Consider the following 19,928-nt stretch of genomic DNA (forward strand, 5'->3'; position numbering starts at 1 on the left):
ACTTAAAAGAAAAAAGATAAATATTAGTATGACTGAAGAAAATCATTGTTACGAAAACGCAATGGCAGAGCGTGTAAACGGTATCTTAAAAGATGAATTTTATCTCGATCAAACCTTTGATAATGTAGCACACGCAAAGAGAGCTGCAAAAAATGCAATTAATTTGTACAATGAAGTAAGATTACATTTATCTTTAGATTATAAAACACCAAATATGGTATATAAATTATCAGCTTAATTCAATTTTAACCTGTAGCCATATTTCAGGACAAGACATTAACAATGAAATAGTGTTTTAGATTTGCGTAAAGTAGGGCACGTTCTTTAATCTCTGCAGTACGTGTAATATCGTTATTGCTTCCGCTAATCACACACACTACGTTTTTGTCTTTTATCTCTTCGGAAAACTGATCTAAAGCAGAAAGACTCAAGGCTCCTGCGGGTTCAACAACGATGGCGTCTTTATTATACAGGTCTAAAATAGTTTGACAAATTTTGCCTTCATCAACTTCAACTACACGATGCAGAGTTTCTTTACAAATGGCAAAGTTCAAATCGCCAACGCGTTTAACAGCAGCACCATCTACAAAGTTATCTATTGTTTTTAACTCTGTGTTTTTATTATTTCTAATGGACGTTAACATAGAAGCTGCGCCTTTTGGTTCGACACTAATAACTCTAGTTTGTGGTGATAAAATTTTAAAAACAGATGATAATCCTGCAGCAAGTCCGCCACCACCCACCGCTACAAATACATAGTCAATTGGATGGGTTTTAGCTTGTTCTATGATTTCTAAACCCACCGTTGCTTGACCTTCAATCACTTTTTTATCATTAAACGGATGAATAAAGGTTTTGTTTAATCTTTCAGATTGTGTCATTGCGGCGTGGTACGCATCATCAAACGTATCCCCAATTAAAATAACATCTATGTAGTCTTCGCCAAACATTTTTACCTGCTCAATTTTTTGATTAGGTGTTGGTGAAGGCATAAAAATAGTGCCTTTAATTTTTAATAACTTACAAGAGAGGGCAAAGCCTTGCGCGTGATTACCGGCACTTGCACAAACAATTTCATTCTCTATTTGAGACGTATTTAAAGATGATATTTTATTATAAGCACCACGTATTTTATAAGAACGAACTTCTTGTAAATCCTCTCTTTTGAAATATATGTTGGCTCCAAACTGCTTAGAGTAGCGTGCATTTTTTATTAAAGGTGTCACAGATGCGATACCTTTTAATTTTTTAGCAGCAGCTTCAATTGCTTCTAGAGTTGGTCTGTAGGTTGTTTTTGTTTCTTCCATAATTCCTGCGAAAGCAGGAATCTCTTTTTCCTGTCATCTTTTTTAATACCTGTCAGGTTTGAAAAACCTGACAGAATAAATATATTTCTATCTTAGCCCGTCGTCCCGATAATTATCGGGTGCGCTCAGTGTGATAGTATAACTTCATTTATGTTCTAAGCTAAAATTGAATCTTTAACTGTTGTCGTTTCAATCCCTTTCATTGCGGTCATAGCCGTTCTTAAACGTTGGCCAACTGCTTCAATCGGGTGACTTCTAATGGCATCATTTACTGCAATTAACTCACTATTATCTACTGAATTTGATGTCGAAAAGGATTGACCAATAATATCCGTTTTTACGGTTTTCATAAAATCGGCTAATAAGGGCTTACATGCATGGTCAAATAAGTAACAGCCATATTCTGCAGTATCAGAAATCACGCGATTCATCTCAAATAATTTTTTTCTAGCAATTGTATTTGCAATTAATGGTAATTCATGTAAGGATTCGTAATAGGCAGATTCTTCAACTATACCAGTACTTACCATCGTTTCGAATGCTAATTCTACACCAGATTTTACAAAGGCTACTAATAAAACGCCATGATCAAAATAGGCTTGTTCACTAATATGATTGGATGTTAGCTTTGTTTTTTCAAATGCAGTCTCGCCAGTTGCAGCTCTCCATTTTAATAGATTTAAATCAGCGTTAGCCCAATCTTCCATCATTGTTTTTGAAAAATGACCTGAGATAATATCATCCATATGCTTTTGAAAAAGCGGACGCATAATATCTTTTAATTCTTCGGAAAGTTGATGTGCCTTAATTTTTGACGGGTTAGATAACCGATCCATCATATTAGTTATTCCGCCATGTTTTAAAGCTTCAGTAATAGTTTCCCAACCGTATTGAATTAGTTTTGCAGCATAGCCAGCCTCTATTCCTTTTTCAATCATTTTGTCAAAGGATAAAATGGCTCCTGTTTGTAACAAACCACATAAAATAGTTTGTTCGCCCATTAAATCAGATTTTACTTCGGCAATAAAGGAGGATTCTAAAACACCCGCTTTATGGCCGCCAGTTGCGACAGCATATGCTTTTGCCTGAGCCCAACCTTTTCCTTCAGGATCGTTTTCTGGATGTACAGCAATTAAGGTTGGTACTCCAAAACCACGCTTGTATTCTTCACGAACTTCAGTTCCTGGGCATTTCGGTGCGACCATGATCACGGTTAAATCTTCACGTACTTGTGTGCCTTCTTCAACAATATTAAAACCATGAGAGTAGCTCAATGTTGCTCCTTTTTTCATTAGGGGCATCACCGTTTTTACAACATTAGAATGTTGCTTATCTGGTGTTAAATTTAATACCAAATCGGCACTAGGAATAAGCTCTTCATAGGTGCCAACAGTAAAATCATTTGATCTTGCATTTTTAAAGGAATCTCGTTTTTGGTCAATAGCTACTTGGCGTAAGGCATAAGAAATATCTAAGCCAGAGTCACGCATATTTAAACCTTGATTTAAACCTTGTGCACCGCAACCTATGATTACGATTTTCTTTCCTTTTAAAATGTTGACACTCTCTTCAAATTCTGAAGCGTCCATAAAGCGGCACTTTCCTAATTGTTCTAATTGATTTCTTAATGATAATGTGTTGAAATAATTTGACATTTTTTCGGTTGTTTTTAATGTTGCAAGGCCTTGAGCATTGTAGATATTTTCATTTCGTCTTTAGTCACTGCAATACGTCCAGAGCGGGTGAATTGCATGATTCCAAAAACGCTTAGTTCTCTGTGTAACAAGTCTATTTCTTCTTTTCTGCCAGATTTTTCAATCACAAAAAATTCTTTATTGACAGTGACGATTCTCGCGTAACTATCTTTTATTATGTTCTGAATTTGACGTTCATTGAACAATAAGTCAGATTTAATTTTAAATAAACATGTTTCTTGGTAAATCGTCTCTTCTTCGGTATGATAATACGCTTTAATGACTTCGACTTGCTTTTCAATTTGACCTATGATTTTTTTCATTTGGTCTTCAGAAAGTTTAACGACCATAATCCATTTAGTGACATTTTCAATTTCCGAAACTGAAGAATTAATACTTTCTATATTAATATGTCGTCTTTGAAAAATTGCCGAAATACGGTTTAACAATCCAATATTGTTTTCAGTGTAAATCGATACGGTATACAATTGATGTTCGTCCATTCTGCTTTTATGTTTAGCGCTCTAATATTCTGTCCATATGCTCTTTTTGTAGTTTACTCCAATCTCATCTCTGAAACACTCGCTCCTGTAGGAATCATAGGGAATACATTGCCCTCTTTTTCTACTCTTACTTCTAGAAAATAAGGGCCATCGCTAGCAATCATTTCTTTAATGGCATCTTTTAAGTCTGATCTGGTTGTTACTTTTCTAGCATCAATAAAATACCCCTTGGCAATCGCTACAAAATCGGGATTTAACATTTCCGTAGAAGCATAACGTTTATCGAAAAAGAGTTGTTGCCACTGACGAACCATACCGAGGAATTCATTATTTAACACCACAATTTTAACCGGTACTTTTTGCTGAAAAATGGTCCCTAACTCTTGAATGGTCATTTGGTAACCACCATCACCAATAATGGCAACTACTTCACGCTCTGGTGCAGCCATTTTTGCTCCAATTGCTGCTGGTAAGGCAAAGCCCATAGTGCCTAATCCACCAGAAGTAATGTTGCTTTTAGTGGTGTTAAATTGAGCATAGCGACAGGCAATCATTTGGTGCTGGCCAACATCACTCACAATAGCCGCGTGACCTTTGGTTTGTATATTAATTTCTTTGATGACTTCACCCATCGTTAAGCCTTCTTTGGTGGGATATAAATCGCCTTTAATGACTTTCTCGTATTCTATTTTATATAAATCCTTAAACTCCTGGTGCCACGCTTTGTGTGAATTCTCATTCAATAATGGTAATAACGCGTTTAAACTTGCTTTGGCATCTCCTAAAACAGCAACGTCTGTCTTTATAATTTTATCAATTTCTGCAGGGTCTATTTCAAAATGAATCACTTTTGCTTGCTTCGCATAGGTTGCTGTATTTCCTGTAACACGATCATCAAATCGCATTCCAATTGCAATTAAAACATCACATTGGTTGGTTAATACATTTGGAGCATAATTGCCATGCATCCCTAACATGCCAACGTTTAAATTGTGAGATGTCGGTAATGCTGAAGCTCCTAAAATAGTCCAAGCTGATGGAATTCCTGCTTTTTCAACTACGGCTTTAAATTCCGCTTCCGCTTCACTTAAAATCACACCTTGTCCCCAAACTATTAAAGGTTTTTTTGCGGTGTTTATTAATTTGGCAGCAGCTATTAATGAATTTTTATCTGTTTCAGGTATTGGAACATAACTGCGTATTCTTGTGCATTTTTCGTATTTAAAATCGAATTCTTCAAATTGTGCATCTTTCGTAATGTCAACTAAAACAGGTCCTGGTCTTCCGCTTTTAGCGATATAAAATGCTTTCGCCATCACTTCAGGAATCTGAGAGGCTTTAGTAATTTGACAATTCCATTTGGTCACAGGCGTAGAAATACCAATAATATCGGTTTCTTGAAAGGCGTCAGTTCCTAATAAATGTGAGCCTACTTGACCAGTGATGCACACCATTGCTGTTGAGTCTATTTGCGCGTCTGCAATTCCCGTGATTAAATTGGTAGCTCCCGGACCAGAAGTGGCTATAGCGACACCAACTTTACCAGAGATTCTTGCATAACCTTGAGCAGAATGTGTAGCGCCTTGTTCGTGTCGTGTTAATACGTGATGAATTTTATCCTGATACTTGTATAGTTCGTCATAAACTGGCATAATTGCACCTCCAGGATACCCATAAAGGATCTCTACACCTTCCGCTAACAAACACTTTATGATGGCTTCGCTACCAGAGATTCGCTCAGTAGTTTGGTTGTTTTTTGTTTGGGCATTTATAGTTTGTGTATTCATGTTTTTTATCCCTAAACCCTCCTAAAGAGGGAGCTGTTGTTTGATTACTCGTATTCTTGTGTTCTTACTGTTGTGCTTTACTTTTTTAACTTTTAGTTTTCTCTGGTCACTTTCCTGCCTGCTCAGGACGGTGTTAGAACTCGTCAGTAACGCAGCCCTTAGATGCTGATGATACTGTTTTTGCATATTTATAAAGGACACCACGCTCAAATTTCAGCGCTGGTGCTTTCCATGATTGTCTTCTTTTTTGTAATTCTTCTTCGGAAACTTCAACTGAAATAGAATTGGTTTCTGCATCTATAGTAATGATATCGCCATCTTTAACTAATGCTATTGTCCCTCCTTCTTGAGCTTCAGGAGTTATATGTCCAACGACGAAACCGTGCGTTCCTCCAGAAAACCGTCCATCGGTAATGAGTGCAACATCTTTACCTAAGCCTGCACCCATAATTGCGGCTGTTGGTTTTAGCATTTCTGGCATTCCTGGTCCACCTTTTGGTCCTTCGTATCGAATGACAATAACATCTCCTTTTTCTACTTTTCCATCTCTAATGCCATCATTCGCTGCGTATTCACCTTCGAATACTTTCGCTTTTCCTTTAAAACTTAAACCTTCTTTTCCTGTGATTTTAGCGACACTTCCTTCAGTTGCTAAATTTCCATAGAGCATACGTAAGTGACCAGAAACCTTGATTGGATCTTCAATGGGTTTGATAACGTCTTGTCCTTCTTTTAGGTCGTCAACATCTAATAAGTTCTCTGCAATCGTTTTTCCCGTGACGGTTAAACAATCCCCATGAAGCATACCTTTTGTTAGTAAATATTTCATCACTGCAGGAATTCCTCCAATAGCATGAACATCTTCCATTAGATATTTCCCACTTGGTTTTAAATCAGCTAAAAAGGGTGTATTATCACTTATATCTTGAAAATCTTTAAGCGTGAACTCTATTTGAGCTGCTCTTGCTATTGCTAGAAAGTGTAATACTGCATTTGTTGAGCCTCCTAAAATGGTCACTAATCGAACCGCATTTTCTAGCGATTTCTTAGTAATAATATCACTTGGTTTTATATCTTTCTCTAAAAGCAATCTTAAGGCCTCACCAGCTTTAACAGACTCTTCTTTTTTAGCATCGCTTAATGCTGGGTTAGAAGAATTGAAAGGTAGTGCCATGCCTAAAGCCTCAATTGCAGACGCCATTGTGTTAGCAGTGTACATGCCGCCACAAGCTCCTGCACCAGGACATGCTTTTTCAACGATACTCTGGTATTCGTTTTCATCCATTGTGCCCGCGACTTTAGAGCCCCAGGCTTCGAATGCAGAAACGATATCTAATTTTTGTCCGTTATGGCAACCAGAATCAATGGTTCCGCCATAGACTAGTATTGATGGGCGATCTAAGCGTATCATTGCCATTAATGCTCCCGGCATATTTTTATCACAACCCACAACAGTTATCAAACCGTCGTAACTCATGGCTTGAACTACAGTTTCCATAGAATCTGCAATGATATCTCGAGATGGTAATGAGTAACGCATTCCTGGTGTTCCCATAGAAATTCCGTCGCTTACACCAATGGTATTAAAAATTAATCCGATGATGTCTTCATTTTTCGTACCTTCCTTTACCAATTTTGCTAAATCATTGAGGTGCATATTACATGGGTTGCCTTCGTAACCTGTGCTTGCAATCCCAACAATAGGTTTAAAAAAATCTTCTTTAGTTAATCCAATGGCATGCAACATTGCTTGCGCTGCAGGTTGTGTAGGGTCTTGTGTTACGGCTCTACTGTATTTGTTTAATTGACTCATATTTCTATTTACTCAAACTAAAGTACTTGTTTGGTTTATGTTACCTTCTATTGTTATTCTGTAGAGGTTAAACTCAATAGTTTAAAATTGTAGTTAATTAATTGATTACCAATTTTTTAAATTTAAACTTCTATGATGTTCAATAGGATGTTTTTTTTGCACAAAAAAATCTCTAGAAAAAAGAAGATTAAAAATTAGTTTATTGTTCAGGTCATCATAGGACCACTTATCTAAATGAAACATTACTAATAGAAATGATTTAGCTGTAGGTTTTCAATTAGGTATTATTAATTATTTTTTGGTTGTTGTTAGAAGTAGAGTAGAATTTTGAACGAAATGCAGGAATAGCAGCTAACGTTTGTTATATGGAAGTCTACGTGCTTATAGCATCTAATTTACCAAACACAAACGGAATAGAGTCTTGATAGCTAGAGGGATCGAGGGTTTTCGAGAGTAGGCTGGAACGGGTGATTAATTAGATACTGTGATGTGCTTAGTTATTTATTCTCTTTTCAAATTTTATTTTTCTAATTCCGTGGTCGGTATCCCATTGTTTAACTTCTATAAAACCAAAGTTCTTGTATAATATACTTGCTGGGCCATTAGCAAGTCCAGTTTCAACTGCAAACAGATTCGAATTAAATGTGTTGAAAATAAATTCTATTAATTGTCTTGCTATACCTTGTCTAAAAAAAAAGAGGATTTACTACTAAACTTCTGATCAGTGTATGGTGACTATTATAATCAATTTCAATAACTCCAGCTAGTTCTCTGTTTTTTGAATATCCATAAAAGGATGTATTGCTTTTTATATAATCTTCAAGAGGTCTTTTTAAGGTAGGGAAATTAGTTGCATTTAATAATTTAGCTTCTATTTTATAGGATACTTGAAAAACTGAACGTATTTTTTTAGATATTTCTAACTCGCTATTTTCTAACCTTTCAATCATTTTCTAGTATTTTCTTTTAACTTATCAAGATGTGTGTATGGTTATTTGCACGTTTTAAGTATCTAAATTAGTAAATTCAAATTGAATATAATCCTGATAGCTACTAGGAGTAAGTGTTCTTGCAAGTAGTCGAGAACTAGCAATAAATTAAATGCGGTGTTGTGCACAGGTTTTTCTCGGTTTATCTTTTAACGAATAATATAATTCCGAAAATCAGATATTTTAAAATCGGAATAAAAGCGATATATCCTTGTAATTCGTAATTTTCTTTTCGAGCATTATGATATAATTCAAATTCCTCGAAATATTGATCTATAAAATAACTTGTTCCGTAAAACGTGAAAAGATATTGTAGTAATATAATTCCAAAGAATATTACTATAGATATAATTAGAGTTTTCCGAGTATTTATTTCTACAAGTTTGTTGAACTTATTAATAATCCAGATAAGAATTATAATAAAGATGATGAGACTTACTATTTCAGGTAGCCATAGAATTAGTGTGGACTGCGTTTTCGATATAATCAGAATGTTTCTAAATACATATTGTATGAAACTGCAAAATTCAAGAACCGAAAGAAATGCAAAAGCACCAATTCCCGAATTTTTTATAAAGTCAGTTTGATTTCTTTTCAAATTTGAGTGAGTTTAAATTGTTGCTAAAAATATAATATAAACAATTATCGATATCTTCATTGTAAAGCTAAGATAGCTAAACTTTTATTTTCGTTGCTCATCTGTCTGCGGCAGTGATAAACTTGTAGTGTCGATAATTATGAAGATCTATACAAATTTAAATAGTTTTAATAATCTAGTAGTTTTCAGAAACACTATAATTAAGTCTGTATGTAATTCACTTAAGGCGTGAAGTATACTGAATTTTAAAAGTCGACTGGCTATTAGATGAGGTGTTTTGTTGGTTTTGGAGCAGGTAAGAATTGAATTCGCAAGACCCTTTTTTAGTGATTTAGGATAAATCCCGATAGTTCTGTTTTTCAATAAAATTAATAGTTTTAATAAACTTGTCAATGATGTTGTCCCTTCTAAAAACCAAAAAAGTCCTAAATCATTTATTTCTAAACGTTTAAGACTTTTTAGTGGTGGTGCCTCCAGGAATCGAACCAGGGACACATGGATTTTCAGTCCATTGCTCTACCAACTGAGCTAAGGCACCAATGGCATAAAAATGCGAGTGCAAATATAGGCTCATTTTTATCATTCACAAAACTAAAATTCAAAAAAATAATTAATAATTTCATATGAGGTTTAAATCATTGATTTTAACCGAAATAATGTTATAATTTGGTTAATTACTATTCTGATTTGGAGCTGTATTTCGTAAGTTTAGAGCTTTTAAGGGATATATGAATTTAATTATTGACGTAGGAAACACATCTATCAAGTTGGCTGTTTTTGATTTAGGTAAGCTTATAGGTAAAGTTGTTGGCGACATTGGCGATTTTGATATGATGGTAGCGCAGGTGCTAAAATCATATCCTAAAATTGATCAAGCGATTGTGTCTTCCGTAGGAAAATTGAAAACTTCACATATTGAATCTCTTAAAAATAAAATTACAGTTTTAGAGCTTTCCCATAAACTAAAATTGCCATTTATGAACTTGTATGCTACACCAAAAACATTGGGAGTAGACCGCATAGCCTTAGTAAGCGCTTCTGTAAAACAGTTTCCAGATAACAATGTATTAATTATTGATGCAGGTACATGTATAACGTATGATTTTATAAACAAAAAGAACGAATATTTAGGAGGTGCTATTTCTCCGGGTATTAGGTTGCGATATAGAACACTAAATAATTTAACTGCTAATTTACCGTTATTGAATACGCAATTGCCCGAAGATATTTTGGGTAACTCTACTCAGAGTTCAATCCATTCAGGAGTTGTGTTTGGAGTTTTAAAAGAAATTGATGGTGTGATTGATGAATATGTAAAAAAATATTCGCATTTAACAGTTATTTTAACAGGAGGAGATACCAAATTCTTGTCAAACCAATTAAAAAATAGCATATTTGCCCATTCAAATTTTCTTTTAGAAGGTTTGAATTTTATTTTAGAATATAATTCACAATAATGATAAAAAAACTTGTAATAGTTTTAGTTGCTTTTTTTGCCATACAATCGTACGGTCAGCAAGGTACAGCATCTCCATATTCATTTTACGGAATAGGAACATTGAAATTCAAAGGAACTGTTGAAAACAGAAGTATGGGAGGGTTGAGTATTTATACAGATAGTATTCATGTCAACTTGAGAAACCCTGCAGCTTATGCTAGTCCAAATCTTACAGTTTGGAACAAAGAAAATAGGCCTATTAAGTTTTCTGTTGGAGCTAGTAATAACAGTACTACTTTAAATGCTAATTCTGGGGAGGCCGAAGTAAGCTCCACAACTTTTGATTATTTAGCGTTGTCTATGCCCTTAGGGAAATTTGGATTTGGATTTGGATTAGTCCCTTACTCGGCTGTTGGATATAAGTTAGAAGACACCAATGAAGATGTAATTACGAATAGATATAGTGGTGAAGGCGGAGTTAACAGAGCATTTCTAGGTTTAGGCTATAGTATTTCAGACAAGCTAAGCGTTGGTGTTGATATGAATTATAACTTCGGAAATATTCAAAACACCGCAATTGAGTTTGTTTATGATGACGAAGGTAATTTGGTACAGTATCAATCTAGAGAGAGTAATCGATCAGATTTAAGTGGTCTTAATTTTAATATTGGTTTGACTTATAGAACCATGATCAATGAAAAGTTAGAACTTCAAGCAGGATTAACCTATTCTCCAAAAAGTGATTTATCCTCAATAAATGAAAGATCTTTTTCTACAATTGTTATCAATGCAACTAGTGGTCAAGAGTTCCTAGTCAACGAAGTTGATGGGAATTTAGAGGCTGAAGGTTTAGCAGAAACTAACTTAACATTACCATCTAGATTTTCATTTGGTGCTGGGATTGGAAAACCTAGAGCATGGTTTGTAGGTGGAGAATATACGCGGCAAAATACAAGTGAATTTGCAAACCCAATAGTTTCTATACAAAATTCTAATTTTGAAAATGCTTCAAATGTCTCTTTCGGAGGGTTTTTTATTCCAGATTATAATTCTTTTGGAAGCTACTGGAAACGAATAACTTATAGGGCTGGTTTCTACTTTGAGAATACTGGTTTAGTTATTAATGATGAAACTATAAATGAGTTTGGCATATCTTTTGGAGTAGGGTTACCAGTTGGGAATGTGTTTTCAAATGCCAACCTTGGTGTTGAGTTTGGAAAAAGAGGAACAACAAACCAAAACCTCATCGAAGAAAACTTTTTAAGTCTAAAAATTAGTTTATCACTAAACGATAGGTGGTTTGAAAAAAGAAAATATAACTAACATAAATTACAAGAAGATGAAAATGAGAATTACTTTAATCGTAGCGGTGCTTTTAATGGTGACAAACTTTAGTTTTGCTCAGCAAGATGAGGAGTGTATGCTTAATTTAACATTGATGAATGATTATGTTAAGAGTAAGAACTATGACGAAGCTTACGAGCCTTGGATGAAAGTTAGAAATAAATGCCCAAAGTTTAATATCGCAATATATAAGTACGGAGAAAAGATTTTAGATCATAAAATCGACAATTCTACAGGTGCAGAAAAAACAGCATTCATTTCAGATTATATGGCTTTATTAGATGCTGCGGGAGAGAATTTTGCTAGTAAGTATCCAAAAGGTGAAATCGAAGAGGAAAAAGCACTTAAAAAATATGAGAACCAAAAGGATTTAGGTCTAACAGATTACCAAATATTTGAAGCATTTGATTTGGAGTTTAAAAACTATAGATCAGATTTCACAAGTACTAAAGGCCTGTATGTGTATTTTACTAAAACTGTAGATTTATTTAAAGCTGGAAAATTTGAGATTCAAAAGGTATTTGATAAATACGATGATGTTAATGATCAATTAGATGATCTAAATGAAAAGTATGCGATATCATTAAATAAATTAATTGAAAAAGAAGCAGCTGGTACTGCCTTAACAAGAACTGAAGGAAAGTATAAAGACTTTTATCAAAGAAAATTAGAAGCTAACGGTAAAATTTCAGGAAGCTTAGATGCTTACATTGGAGATTTAGCTAACTGTGAGAATTTAATTCCATTATATAAAAAGGATTTTGAGAATTACAAAAATGATGCGGCTTGGTTAAAAAGAGCAGTAAGTAAAATGTATAATAAAGATTGTACAGATGATCCTTTATATATTGAATTAGTAAAAGCTTACGATCAAGTAGATCCATCTGCAGAAACAAAGTATTTTGTGTCTACAGTGTTGAGAAAACAAGGTAAAAATAGCGAAGCAGATAAATATGTTAGAGAGTCTTATGATTTACAAGACGATCCAATCAAGAAAGCGAGAATGGCAAAGAAGATTGCAAATGATTTTAAAAAGCAAGGAAGTTACGGTTCTGCAAGAACGTACTATAGAGAGGCATTAAATTTAAATCCTTCTGATGGTACTCCTCACTTATATATTGCATCAATGTATGCTAAAAGTGCTAACAATTGTGGTAGTGATAGCTTTAATAAAAGAGCTGTATTCTGGTATGCCGCAGATGAGGCAGAAAGAGCAGGTCAAGTTGATCCAGGTTTAAGAAGTAATGCAGCACAAACAGCAACCGCTTATAGAGCAAATGCGCCAACTAAAGGTGAGATATTTTCTGATAATATGGCAGGAAAAACAATCACAATTGGATGTTGGATTGGTGGTAGTGTAAAAGTGCCTAATCTATAAATGAAAAAACAGTTATATATAAAATTAAGCATAGTCACAACCATCGTTGTGACTATGCTTTTTTCATGTGAAAGCAATCTTAATGACGTTCAACAAATTGGGATACTTCAAAATCAACCTATTGGTGAAGCTAAAAACATTAATTTAAAGTATACCGAAGCAGAAGACTCTATAGGAAAAGTTATTGCGAACTTAGAAAGCCCTAAGATGTTAGATTATTCTAATCGAGGCTTTTCATTTTCTGAGTTTCCTGATGGTGTGCGTTTGTCCTTGTATGATGAGAATAATCAAAAAAACGTGGTGCTTGCAGATTATGCTATTGTGTACAATGCTACAGATTTAATTGATCTACAAGGCAATGTTATTTTAATTACGCCTCAAAAAGACAGCCTGTTTGCAGAGCAGCTCTATTACGATCAAAAGCGAGAATGGTTATTTTCAAATTTACCAGTACGTTTAAAATCTGCAACAGCCAATAATGGTAATGGCGATATTTTTGACTCAGATACTAAATTCAAAAACTATACAATTCTAGAGGGCAAGGGAGATATGATACTAAAAGATTAAATAATTGTAAAACATCTTTATCTTTGTACTCTAATAGTCAAATAGTTTTATGAAACGAGCATGTTAAAAACGTTGTCATTCAAGAGAATGATGAATAGCGAACAACAGGCGACCGTTTAAAAATAATACATATAAACACATGAAAATCCTTCAGTTCTTTCAATATATATATCTGTTTTTTGCAGTATTATTTATTTATGATGGTTTTGTAAGTTGGGGAGAAGACGGTAATAAATCAATGATATCTTTCGTATTTGCCGCCTTAGCAATTTTTATGTTCTTCTTTAGAAAAAAATTCAAAAATAAATTTGGTAATCGTAAAGGTTCATAGCTATGGATTTAAGCATAGTGATCATTATTGTAATGTTATTGTTCTCGGCTTTTTTCTCAGGAATGGAAATTGCTTACGTGTCTTCCAATAAGATTCATATAGAAATCGAGAAAAAACAAGGTGATTTTCTCGCTAATATTTTAACACGACTTACAGCAAAACCTTCAAAATTTATAGCAACTATGCTTATTGGAAACAATATAGCGTTAGTTATTTATGGTTTTTTAATGGGAGACGTTTTGATGCGTTGGTTTGGAACTATGTCATCAAAATATCAAGTGGTTAACTATTTATTAGCAGACTTAAGCCTTTTGTCACAAACTATAATCTCAACAATTATTATTTTGTTTACTGCGGAATTTCTCCCAAAAGTCTTCTTTCAAATCTATGCCAATTCATTCCTAAAGATTTTTGCTTTCCCAGCCTATATCTTTTATGTGCTGTTTTGGTTTATATCTTCTTTTATTATTTCCATATCAGATATTATCCTCAAACGTTTTTTTAAAACTGAAGGTGACGATGTTCAATTAGCCATGACCAAAGTAGAGCTAGGGAACTACATTAGTGAACAAATGGAATCTTTAGAAGAGCATGATGAAGTCGATAGTGAAATACAGATTTTTAAGAAGGCGTTGGAGTTTTCCGAAGTAAAAGCTCGTGAAGTCATGATACCGCGTACAGAGATTGTGGCGGTGGCGGTGAAAGATTCTATTGCCAATATAAGTGCATTGTTCATCGAGTCTGGAATGTCTAAAATTTTAGTTTATAAGGAGAGTATTGACGATATTTTAGGATATGTCCATTCTTTTGAATTATTTAAAAAGCCTGAAACTATAAAGTCTATTGTTAAACCAGTGGTTTACGTGCCAGCAACTATGTTGGTCAAAGACGTACTCAGTATTTTGACTAAAAAACGTAAGAGTATGGCAGTTGTAATAGATGAATATGGAGGAACTGCTGGGATAATGACCATAGAAGATATTGTAGAAGAGCTTGTTGGAGAAATAGAAGATGAACACGATATGGTGGCTTTGATAGAAGAAAAAATAGACACCAATAATTATAAGTTTTCTGCACGTTTAGAAGTAGATTACATTAATGAGACTTATAAGCTCAATCTTCCTGATGGTGAGAATTATGAAACTCTAGGAGGTCTTATCGTAGATGAAACTGAAGAAATTCCTCAAATACATGATCAAATCACTATTGGAAGCTTTAAATTCACCATTTTAGAGGTGTCTTCTACTAAAATTGATTTGGTTACACTTCAAATTATTGATCACTATTAAAATAGCGATTTGTTCTGCGCCATGATGGTTCAATTATAACTTTAAATTCAAGATTTGATCAACATTCGATGAAACCTACTATAAATCGGTAATAAAAACAGACATCTATTTTTATTATTTGATAGAAAATGGTATTTTCGCCCACTTATAATTCGATAAATTTTACAAAAAAATGGCAGTTTTAAATAAAATTAGACAACGTTCACTGTTTTTGATATTAATCATAGCACTAGCGTTATTTTCATTTGTACTTGCAGATCTATTTAAAAATAGTGATGCATTATTGGGTACAGCTCAGGATGTTGTAGCGAGTGTTAATGGTAAAAACATTGATAGAATAGACTTCATGTCTAAGGTTGAAAATATGCAGAGACAATTAGGTCCTAATGCTACGTCTACCCAAGCAATGAATAGAGTTTATGACCAAGAAGTACGTCGTGCGGTAATGAATACGCAGTTTGAGGATTTAGGCATGACTGTTGAACAGGATCAAATGAAAGATTTGATTAAGCAAAATTTTGGAACGTATACAGAGTTTCAAAATGAAGTAGGTCTTTTTGATGAGAATAAATTAACAGAATTTGTCGCTAACCTTAAAGCGATATATCCAGAGCGTTCTGTTCTTGGAACCTTTCAGTTAAATTATGACGATTGGGTCAATAGTGAAAATTCTATTGCTATTGGTGCTCAAGAAAGAGCTTACTTTAATATGGTTAAGGCCGGAGTTAATGCAACATTAAATGAAGCTGAGGTAGAGTATCTTTTAGAGAACTCTACTAGAGACATTAGATATGTTCAAATACCTTACTCAACAATTAACGATAGCTTAATAGATATTACTAAAAGTGACATCAATGCTTATATCAATAATAACAAAGCGCAATTTGAAGTTGATGCATCTCGCGACATCGTTTTTGTCGAGTTTAAAGAGGCAGCTAGTTTAGATGATGAAAATAATTTAAAAAATGATCTTGAAGTTTTCGTAACTGGTAAAGCTGTTTTTGAAAATGGTAAGAATGATACGATTGTAGCTTTTAGAAATGTAAAGGAGGCAAATTTAGAAAGTTATGTTAACTACGTAGCAGCTTCAGATGACAACTATAACGATGCATTTGTTAAAAAATCTGCATTACCAGCAGTGGTTGCAGATACATTATTCAAGTTAAATGTAGGAGATGTTTATGGTCCTTACAAAGATGGTGCGATGATGAAGTTAACTAAGATGGTCGCAACAAAGCAAATGCCAGATTCAGCTAAAGTTCGTCATATTTTAATTCCGCATGTTGGAGCATCAAGTGCTACACCAGATGTGCTACAAACAGTCGAACAAGCAAAAATAACTGCAGATAGCGTATTAGCTATTGTAAAAGCAAACCGTTCTAAATTTCCGGAGTTAGTTACTGCATTGTCATCAGATCAAGGAAGTGTTGATAAAGGTGGTGTTTATGATTTTCACCCCAGCACACAAATGGTGAAACCCTTTAGTGACTTTGAATTTCAAAATAATGTTGGTGATATAGATGTTGTACAAACCCAATTTGGTTTTCATATTATTGAAATATTAGATCAAAAAGGAGCCTCTAAGGCTGTCAAGGTCGCTACAATTGTAAGAAATATTGAGCCGTCAACAGAAACTATTGATAATGTATTTACTGAAGCTTCAAAATTTGAGCTTTCAGTTCAAGGTGCTGTTTTTCAAGATATAGCAACAGAACGTAAACTTGCTGTGAAACCTGTGAGTGGTATTAAGGTTTTAGATGAACAAATACCAGGACTAGGAAGTCAAAGAGGTATGGTAAAATGGGCGTTTGAAAACGGAACTAAGGTAGGTGATTTTAAGCGTTTTACAATTCCTGGAGGTGGTTACGCAGTTGCACAAGTTACCAAAATAAGCAAGAAAGGTTTAATGGATCCAGAAACAGCTTCTGCATCTGTACTTGGTGATATTAGAAAAGAAAAGAAAGCCAAATTGATTCGTGATAAAGTTATTGGAACTACTGTAGATGAGGTTTCTAAAAATCAATCTAGGCCAACAAGTAATTCTGCTGCTGTGAATATGAAAAACCCAACAATTACGGGTGCTGGTTTAGAGCCTAAAGTTGTAGGTACAGCTTTTGGATTAAAAGATGGGGAAACTTCAGGTTTAATAGATGGAGATAGAGGTGTTTATATGGTCTCTGTTTCTAATATTCAAGAAGCAGCCAAACTAGAAAACTATCAATCGATGGCCAGTCGCTTAAGTGCCACAAGGTCAAGTGCAGTTCAGACTAAAGTATATAATGCTTTAAAAGAAACGGCAGATATTGAAGACAATAGAGCTTCGTTCTACTAGTCTTTTTAAAAATATATAAAAAAAAGCTCCACATATTGTAGAGCTTTTTTTTTGATATCATTTGGATAATAATAGGATGTGAATTTTAATTCGTTTTTAAAACCATTTCAGAATACGATAAAATTGTCGTGTACCCTTTAGATTTAAAATAAGCAGTTGGATTGTCTTCTGTAGCGACCATAACAAAGTCTCCTCCCCAAGCGCCTAAGCTTTTTATACTGCCTTTGAAATCGTTAAACAGACGTGTTTTGATTGGTGTTTCTTTTATGATTTCTGAAATGAGCTGTTCATGTTCGCTCATTAAGTTTTGAAACTCACTAAGTGTCTCGCACGCAATCATACTTTGGCTTATCACATTGACTCCTACAATTGAAGAGGATACGTCTGAGTTGTGCGCTCTGTATTGTTTAATCCCATCACGACTGTTCTGCTTTTGATTAAGATGAACAAAGTAAATGTGATTTTTAAAGCTAGGATTGAAATCAACAGCGGTAATTAATTGTTCGTTGTCATTTGGAGTAGAGCGAGAAATATCAACTTTATTTAACTGAAAGATTAAACTTCCAGTGGCCTTAGCACATGCAATGTCATAACCACTTCCTCCAAATGTTAATTCTAATAGAGCATAAGCATCTACCTCTGCCCAGCTAGCAATATTAGAAATTAATGTGGATGACGTTCCAAGTCCCCAGTTTTTAGGAAACCCTAACTCTGTTGTGATTTGATATCCTTCAGCGTCATTTAAAAACTCTGGGTTAAGTTGTTTTGCCGCATTCAATATCTGCAATAACCGATCTGATATGTCATCGAGAGGAGTTAGCGATGAAGTAATATTTTTATGATGTAGTCTAAATTCAGTTTTAAACCAAATAGTCCCATGTTCATCTAAACTAGTCCATTTAAGTAGTCCGTCTTTCCCTTTTTCTATATTTAAGGATTGACCGTAAATACTCGGAACAGCCAATGCAATTGCACCATCAAGAACTACATATTCTCCTGTTAGTAATAATTTTCCGTGACTGTAGAAGCTTTTCATTTATTTCCTTAGATTATTTATAGCTTCCATCGCAGCACTATACGTCACAGTATGAGTTGTAAAATGTTTAATAAGGATTATTTTTTCTTCAGAAGTCGCTTCAAATTGATTTAAGATATTCATTAAGTGCATTTTCATATGACCTTCTTGAATTCCAGTAGTCGTTAGTGAACGAAGTGCCGCAAAATTTTGAGCTAATCCGGCAACAGCAACAATTTGCATTAATTCTTTTGCAGAGGGTTCGCCAAGAAGTTCTAGCGCCCATTTTACTAAAGGATGAAGTTTCGTTAATCCGCCAACGGTTCCCAAGGCCAAAGGTATTTCCATCCAAAAGGTAAAAACACCATCTTCAATTTTTGCATGAGTTAAGCTGGAGTATTGTCCATTTCGAGAAGCGTAAGCATGAACACCTGCTTCTACAGCTCTAAAATCATTTCCCGTAGCTAAAACCACTGCATCAATGCCATTCATGATGCCTTTATTGTGAGTGACAGCGCGATAAGGCTCAATTTCTGCAATATTGACTGCTTGCACAAATTTTTCAGCAAATTCTTGAGAAGACCTATTAGAGTTTTCAGTCAGTTCTTCAACTTTACAACTCACTTCTGCTCTAACTAGGCAATGAGGAACATAATTTGAAAGAATAGACATAATGACTTGGATGTTCTTCTCTTCCAAAGAAAATAATTCAAATTTTTGAGCCTCTTCTCTAAGTGTTTTGGCAAATTGTTCTAAACAAGAGTTAATGAAGTTTGCTCCCATGGCATCCATTGTTTCAAAGGTGGCATGTAGTTGGTAATAATTATCAATATCTTGACTTTTATCTCTGAGTTGTATATCTAAAATACCACCACCGCGTTTCTCCATGTTTTGGGTAAGTGATTTAGAAGCTTCAATAAGTTTTGGTTTATTCGCTTTGAAAAATTGCTTAAGTTTAGAGCTATCGCCTTTAAATATGAAATGGACTTGACCAATTTTTTCAGTTGAAATAACGTTGGTTTTAAATCCACCACGATCAAACCAGAATTTTGCAGCTTTACTAGCTGCAGCAACAACAGAGCTTTCTTCTATAGCCATTGGTATGGCATATATTTTATCATTAATTAGAAAATTAGGAGCAACGCCTAACGGTAAATAGTAATTGGTTATCGTGTTTTCTATAAACTCGTCGTGACGCTGTTGTATCTTTTTATCTTCATTCCAGTACTGTTTTAAAAGTGATTTTGCGGACTCTACATCTTTAAAATAAGTATTAACAAGCCAATCAATTTTTTCTAATTTTGATAATTTGGAAAATCCAGTAATGGTTTTGTTCATCTGCTATAAGTTAATGTTTGATAACATGAAGTTGCTGTGAGATCAAATAAGTTTTAAAATGAACCATAAATAATTTGAACATTATTGAGTTTACATGAATAATAAAATCAAAGCATAGCGTTAGCTACAGTTTTGTTTTCTAGTGAAGTATAAGTTCAGTAGAAACAAATAATATAGTTTATTTTAATGTTTATTTAGTATTTAA

General features: G+C 34.2%; 15 protein-coding genes, 1 tRNA gene and 1 pseudogene. 8 read left to right on the top strand and 9 right to left on the bottom strand.

Features of this window, described 5'->3' with window-relative positions; genetic code table 11:
• Positions 1-238: integrase core domain-containing protein (locus tag H593_RS0110325; protein WP_028872382.1), on the top strand; the 238-nt coding region annotated here is incomplete at its 5' end.
• 40 nt (positions 239-278) lie between these two features.
• On the opposite strand, the pseudogene ilvA reads toward H593_RS0110325, so the two are convergent.
• From ilvA to H593_RS0110365, 7 genes and pseudogenes are all read right to left on the bottom strand, one after another.
• Positions 279-1,307: pseudogene (gene ilvA / locus H593_RS18940) on the bottom strand (threonine ammonia-lyase IlvA); the annotation flags it as partial.
• A 155-nt stretch (positions 1,308-1,462) separates the two neighbouring features.
• Positions 1,463-2,962, bottom strand: a complete 1,500-nt coding sequence (gene ilvC, locus H593_RS0110335; protein WP_028872383.1) for a ketol-acid reductoisomerase — start codon at positions 2,960-2,962, stop codon at positions 1,463-1,465.
• A 14-nt stretch (positions 2,963-2,976) separates the two neighbouring features.
• Positions 2,977-3,504 carry an acetolactate synthase small subunit gene (gene ilvN / locus H593_RS0110340; protein ID WP_028872384.1) on the bottom strand — a complete coding sequence of 176 codons (528 nt, stop codon included), beginning with the start codon at positions 3,502-3,504 and terminating at the stop codon, positions 2,977-2,979.
• 53 nt (positions 3,505-3,557) lie between these two features.
• Positions 3,558-5,291 (bottom strand): biosynthetic-type acetolactate synthase large subunit, encoded by a 1,734-nt coding sequence (gene ilvB, locus H593_RS0110345; protein ID WP_028872385.1) that lies wholly within the window; start codon positions 5,289-5,291, stop codon positions 3,558-3,560.
• Between the two features lie 133 nt (positions 5,292-5,424).
• Entirely contained in the window at positions 5,425-7,104 is a 1,680-nt protein-coding gene (gene ilvD, locus H593_RS0110350; protein WP_028872386.1) for a dihydroxy-acid dehydratase, read from the bottom strand.
• Positions 7,105-7,790: 686 nt separating this feature from the next.
• Positions 7,791-8,054, bottom strand: coding sequence for a hypothetical protein (locus H593_RS21255; protein ID WP_245585036.1), 264 nt, complete (start codon positions 8,052-8,054; stop codon positions 7,791-7,793).
• Between the two features lie 1,099 nt (positions 8,055-9,153).
• Positions 9,154-9,229 (bottom strand) — tRNA-Phe (locus H593_RS0110365).
• Between the two features lie 190 nt (positions 9,230-9,419).
• Here H593_RS0110365 and H593_RS0110370 point away from each other — a divergent pair.
• From H593_RS0110370 to H593_RS0110400, 7 genes are all read left to right on the top strand, one after another.
• On the top strand, positions 9,420-10,148 hold the full coding sequence (locus H593_RS0110370) for a type III pantothenate kinase (RefSeq protein WP_028872388.1): 729 nt from the start codon (positions 9,420-9,422) through the stop codon (positions 10,146-10,148).
• Positions 10,148-11,452: a BamG family beta-barrel-assembly machinery protein gene (gene bamG, locus H593_RS0110375; RefSeq protein WP_028872389.1), complete on the top strand. Its 1,305-nt coding sequence runs from the start codon at positions 10,148-10,150 to the stop codon at positions 11,450-11,452. Before H593_RS0110370 ends, bamG begins: the two co-directional genes overlap by 1 nt.
• Before the next feature lie 22 nt (positions 11,453-11,474).
• Complete coding sequence (locus H593_RS0110380) at positions 11,475-12,851, top strand: tetratricopeptide repeat protein (protein WP_245585037.1); 1,377 nt, start codon at positions 11,475-11,477, stop codon at positions 12,849-12,851.
• Positions 12,852-13,418, top strand: coding sequence for an LPS export ABC transporter periplasmic protein LptC (gene lptC / locus H593_RS0110385; RefSeq protein ID WP_028872391.1), 567 nt, complete (start codon positions 12,852-12,854; stop codon positions 13,416-13,418). It abuts the gene before it with no gap.
• Positions 13,419-13,557: 139 nt separating this feature from the next.
• The gene (locus H593_RS0110390) at positions 13,558-13,749 is read left to right on the top strand and encodes a hypothetical protein (RefSeq protein ID WP_028872392.1); all 192 of its coding nucleotides are present in this window, start codon (positions 13,558-13,560) and stop codon (positions 13,747-13,749) included.
• Between the two features lie 2 nt (positions 13,750-13,751).
• On the top strand, positions 13,752-15,038 hold the full coding sequence (locus H593_RS0110395) for a hemolysin family protein (RefSeq protein WP_028872393.1): 1,287 nt from the start codon (positions 13,752-13,754) through the stop codon (positions 15,036-15,038).
• Between the two features lie 172 nt (positions 15,039-15,210).
• Positions 15,211-17,370: a peptidylprolyl isomerase gene (locus tag H593_RS0110400; protein ID WP_028872394.1), complete on the top strand. Its 2,160-nt coding sequence runs from the start codon at positions 15,211-15,213 to the stop codon at positions 17,368-17,370.
• An 85-nt stretch (positions 17,371-17,455) separates the two neighbouring features.
• Here H593_RS0110400 and H593_RS0110405 read toward each other — a convergent pair whose 3' ends face one another.
• Both H593_RS0110405 and H593_RS0110410 read right to left on the bottom strand, forming a co-directional pair.
• On the bottom strand, positions 17,456-18,406 hold the full coding sequence (locus H593_RS0110405; protein WP_028872395.1) for a GYDIA family GHMP kinase: 951 nt from the start codon (positions 18,404-18,406) through the stop codon (positions 17,456-17,458).
• On the bottom strand, positions 18,407-19,723 hold the full coding sequence (locus tag H593_RS0110410) for a hydroxymethylglutaryl-CoA reductase, degradative (protein WP_028872396.1): 1,317 nt from the start codon (positions 19,721-19,723) through the stop codon (positions 18,407-18,409).
• Positions 19,724-19,928: the final 205 nt, after the last annotated feature.

Source organism: Psychroserpens burtonensis DSM 12212 (assembly GCF_000425305.1).
Taxonomy (GTDB): Bacteria; Bacteroidota; Bacteroidia; order Flavobacteriales; family Flavobacteriaceae; genus Psychroserpens; species Psychroserpens burtonensis.

Coding starts and splice junctions, on each gene's coding strand:
- ilvB (WP_028872385.1), bottom strand. CDS start 5,291: ATGAATACACAAACTATAAATGCCCAAACAAAAAACAACCAAACTACT.
- H593_RS0110380 (WP_245585037.1), top strand. CDS start 11,475: ATGAGAATTACTTTAATCGTAGCGGTGCTTTTAATGGTGACAAACTTT.
- bamG (WP_028872389.1), top strand. CDS start 10,148: ATGATAAAAAAACTTGTAATAGTTTTAGTTGCTTTTTTTGCCATACAA.
- H593_RS0110370 (WP_028872388.1), top strand. CDS start 9,420: ATGAATTTAATTATTGACGTAGGAAACACATCTATCAAGTTGGCTGTT.
- H593_RS0110395 (WP_028872393.1), top strand. CDS start 13,752: ATGGATTTAAGCATAGTGATCATTATTGTAATGTTATTGTTCTCGGCT.
- ilvN (WP_028872384.1), bottom strand. CDS start 3,504: ATGGACGAACATCAATTGTATACCGTATCGATTTACACTGAAAACAAT.
- ilvD (WP_028872386.1), bottom strand. CDS start 7,104: ATGAGTCAATTAAACAAATACAGTAGAGCCGTAACACAAGACCCTACA.
- lptC (WP_028872391.1), top strand. CDS start 12,852: ATGAAAAAACAGTTATATATAAAATTAAGCATAGTCACAACCATCGTT.
- H593_RS21255 (WP_245585036.1), bottom strand. CDS start 8,054: ATGATTGAAAGGTTAGAAAATAGCGAGTTAGAAATATCTAAAAAAATA.
- H593_RS0110390 (WP_028872392.1), top strand. CDS start 13,558: ATGAAAATCCTTCAGTTCTTTCAATATATATATCTGTTTTTTGCAGTA.
- H593_RS0110400 (WP_028872394.1), top strand. CDS start 15,211: ATGGCAGTTTTAAATAAAATTAGACAACGTTCACTGTTTTTGATATTA.
- H593_RS0110405 (WP_028872395.1), bottom strand. CDS start 18,406: ATGAAAAGCTTCTACAGTCACGGAAAATTATTACTAACAGGAGAATAT.
- H593_RS0110410 (WP_028872396.1), bottom strand. CDS start 19,723: ATGAACAAAACCATTACTGGATTTTCCAAATTATCAAAATTAGAAAAA.
- ilvC (WP_028872383.1), bottom strand. CDS start 2,962: ATGTCAAATTATTTCAACACATTATCATTAAGAAATCAATTAGAACAA.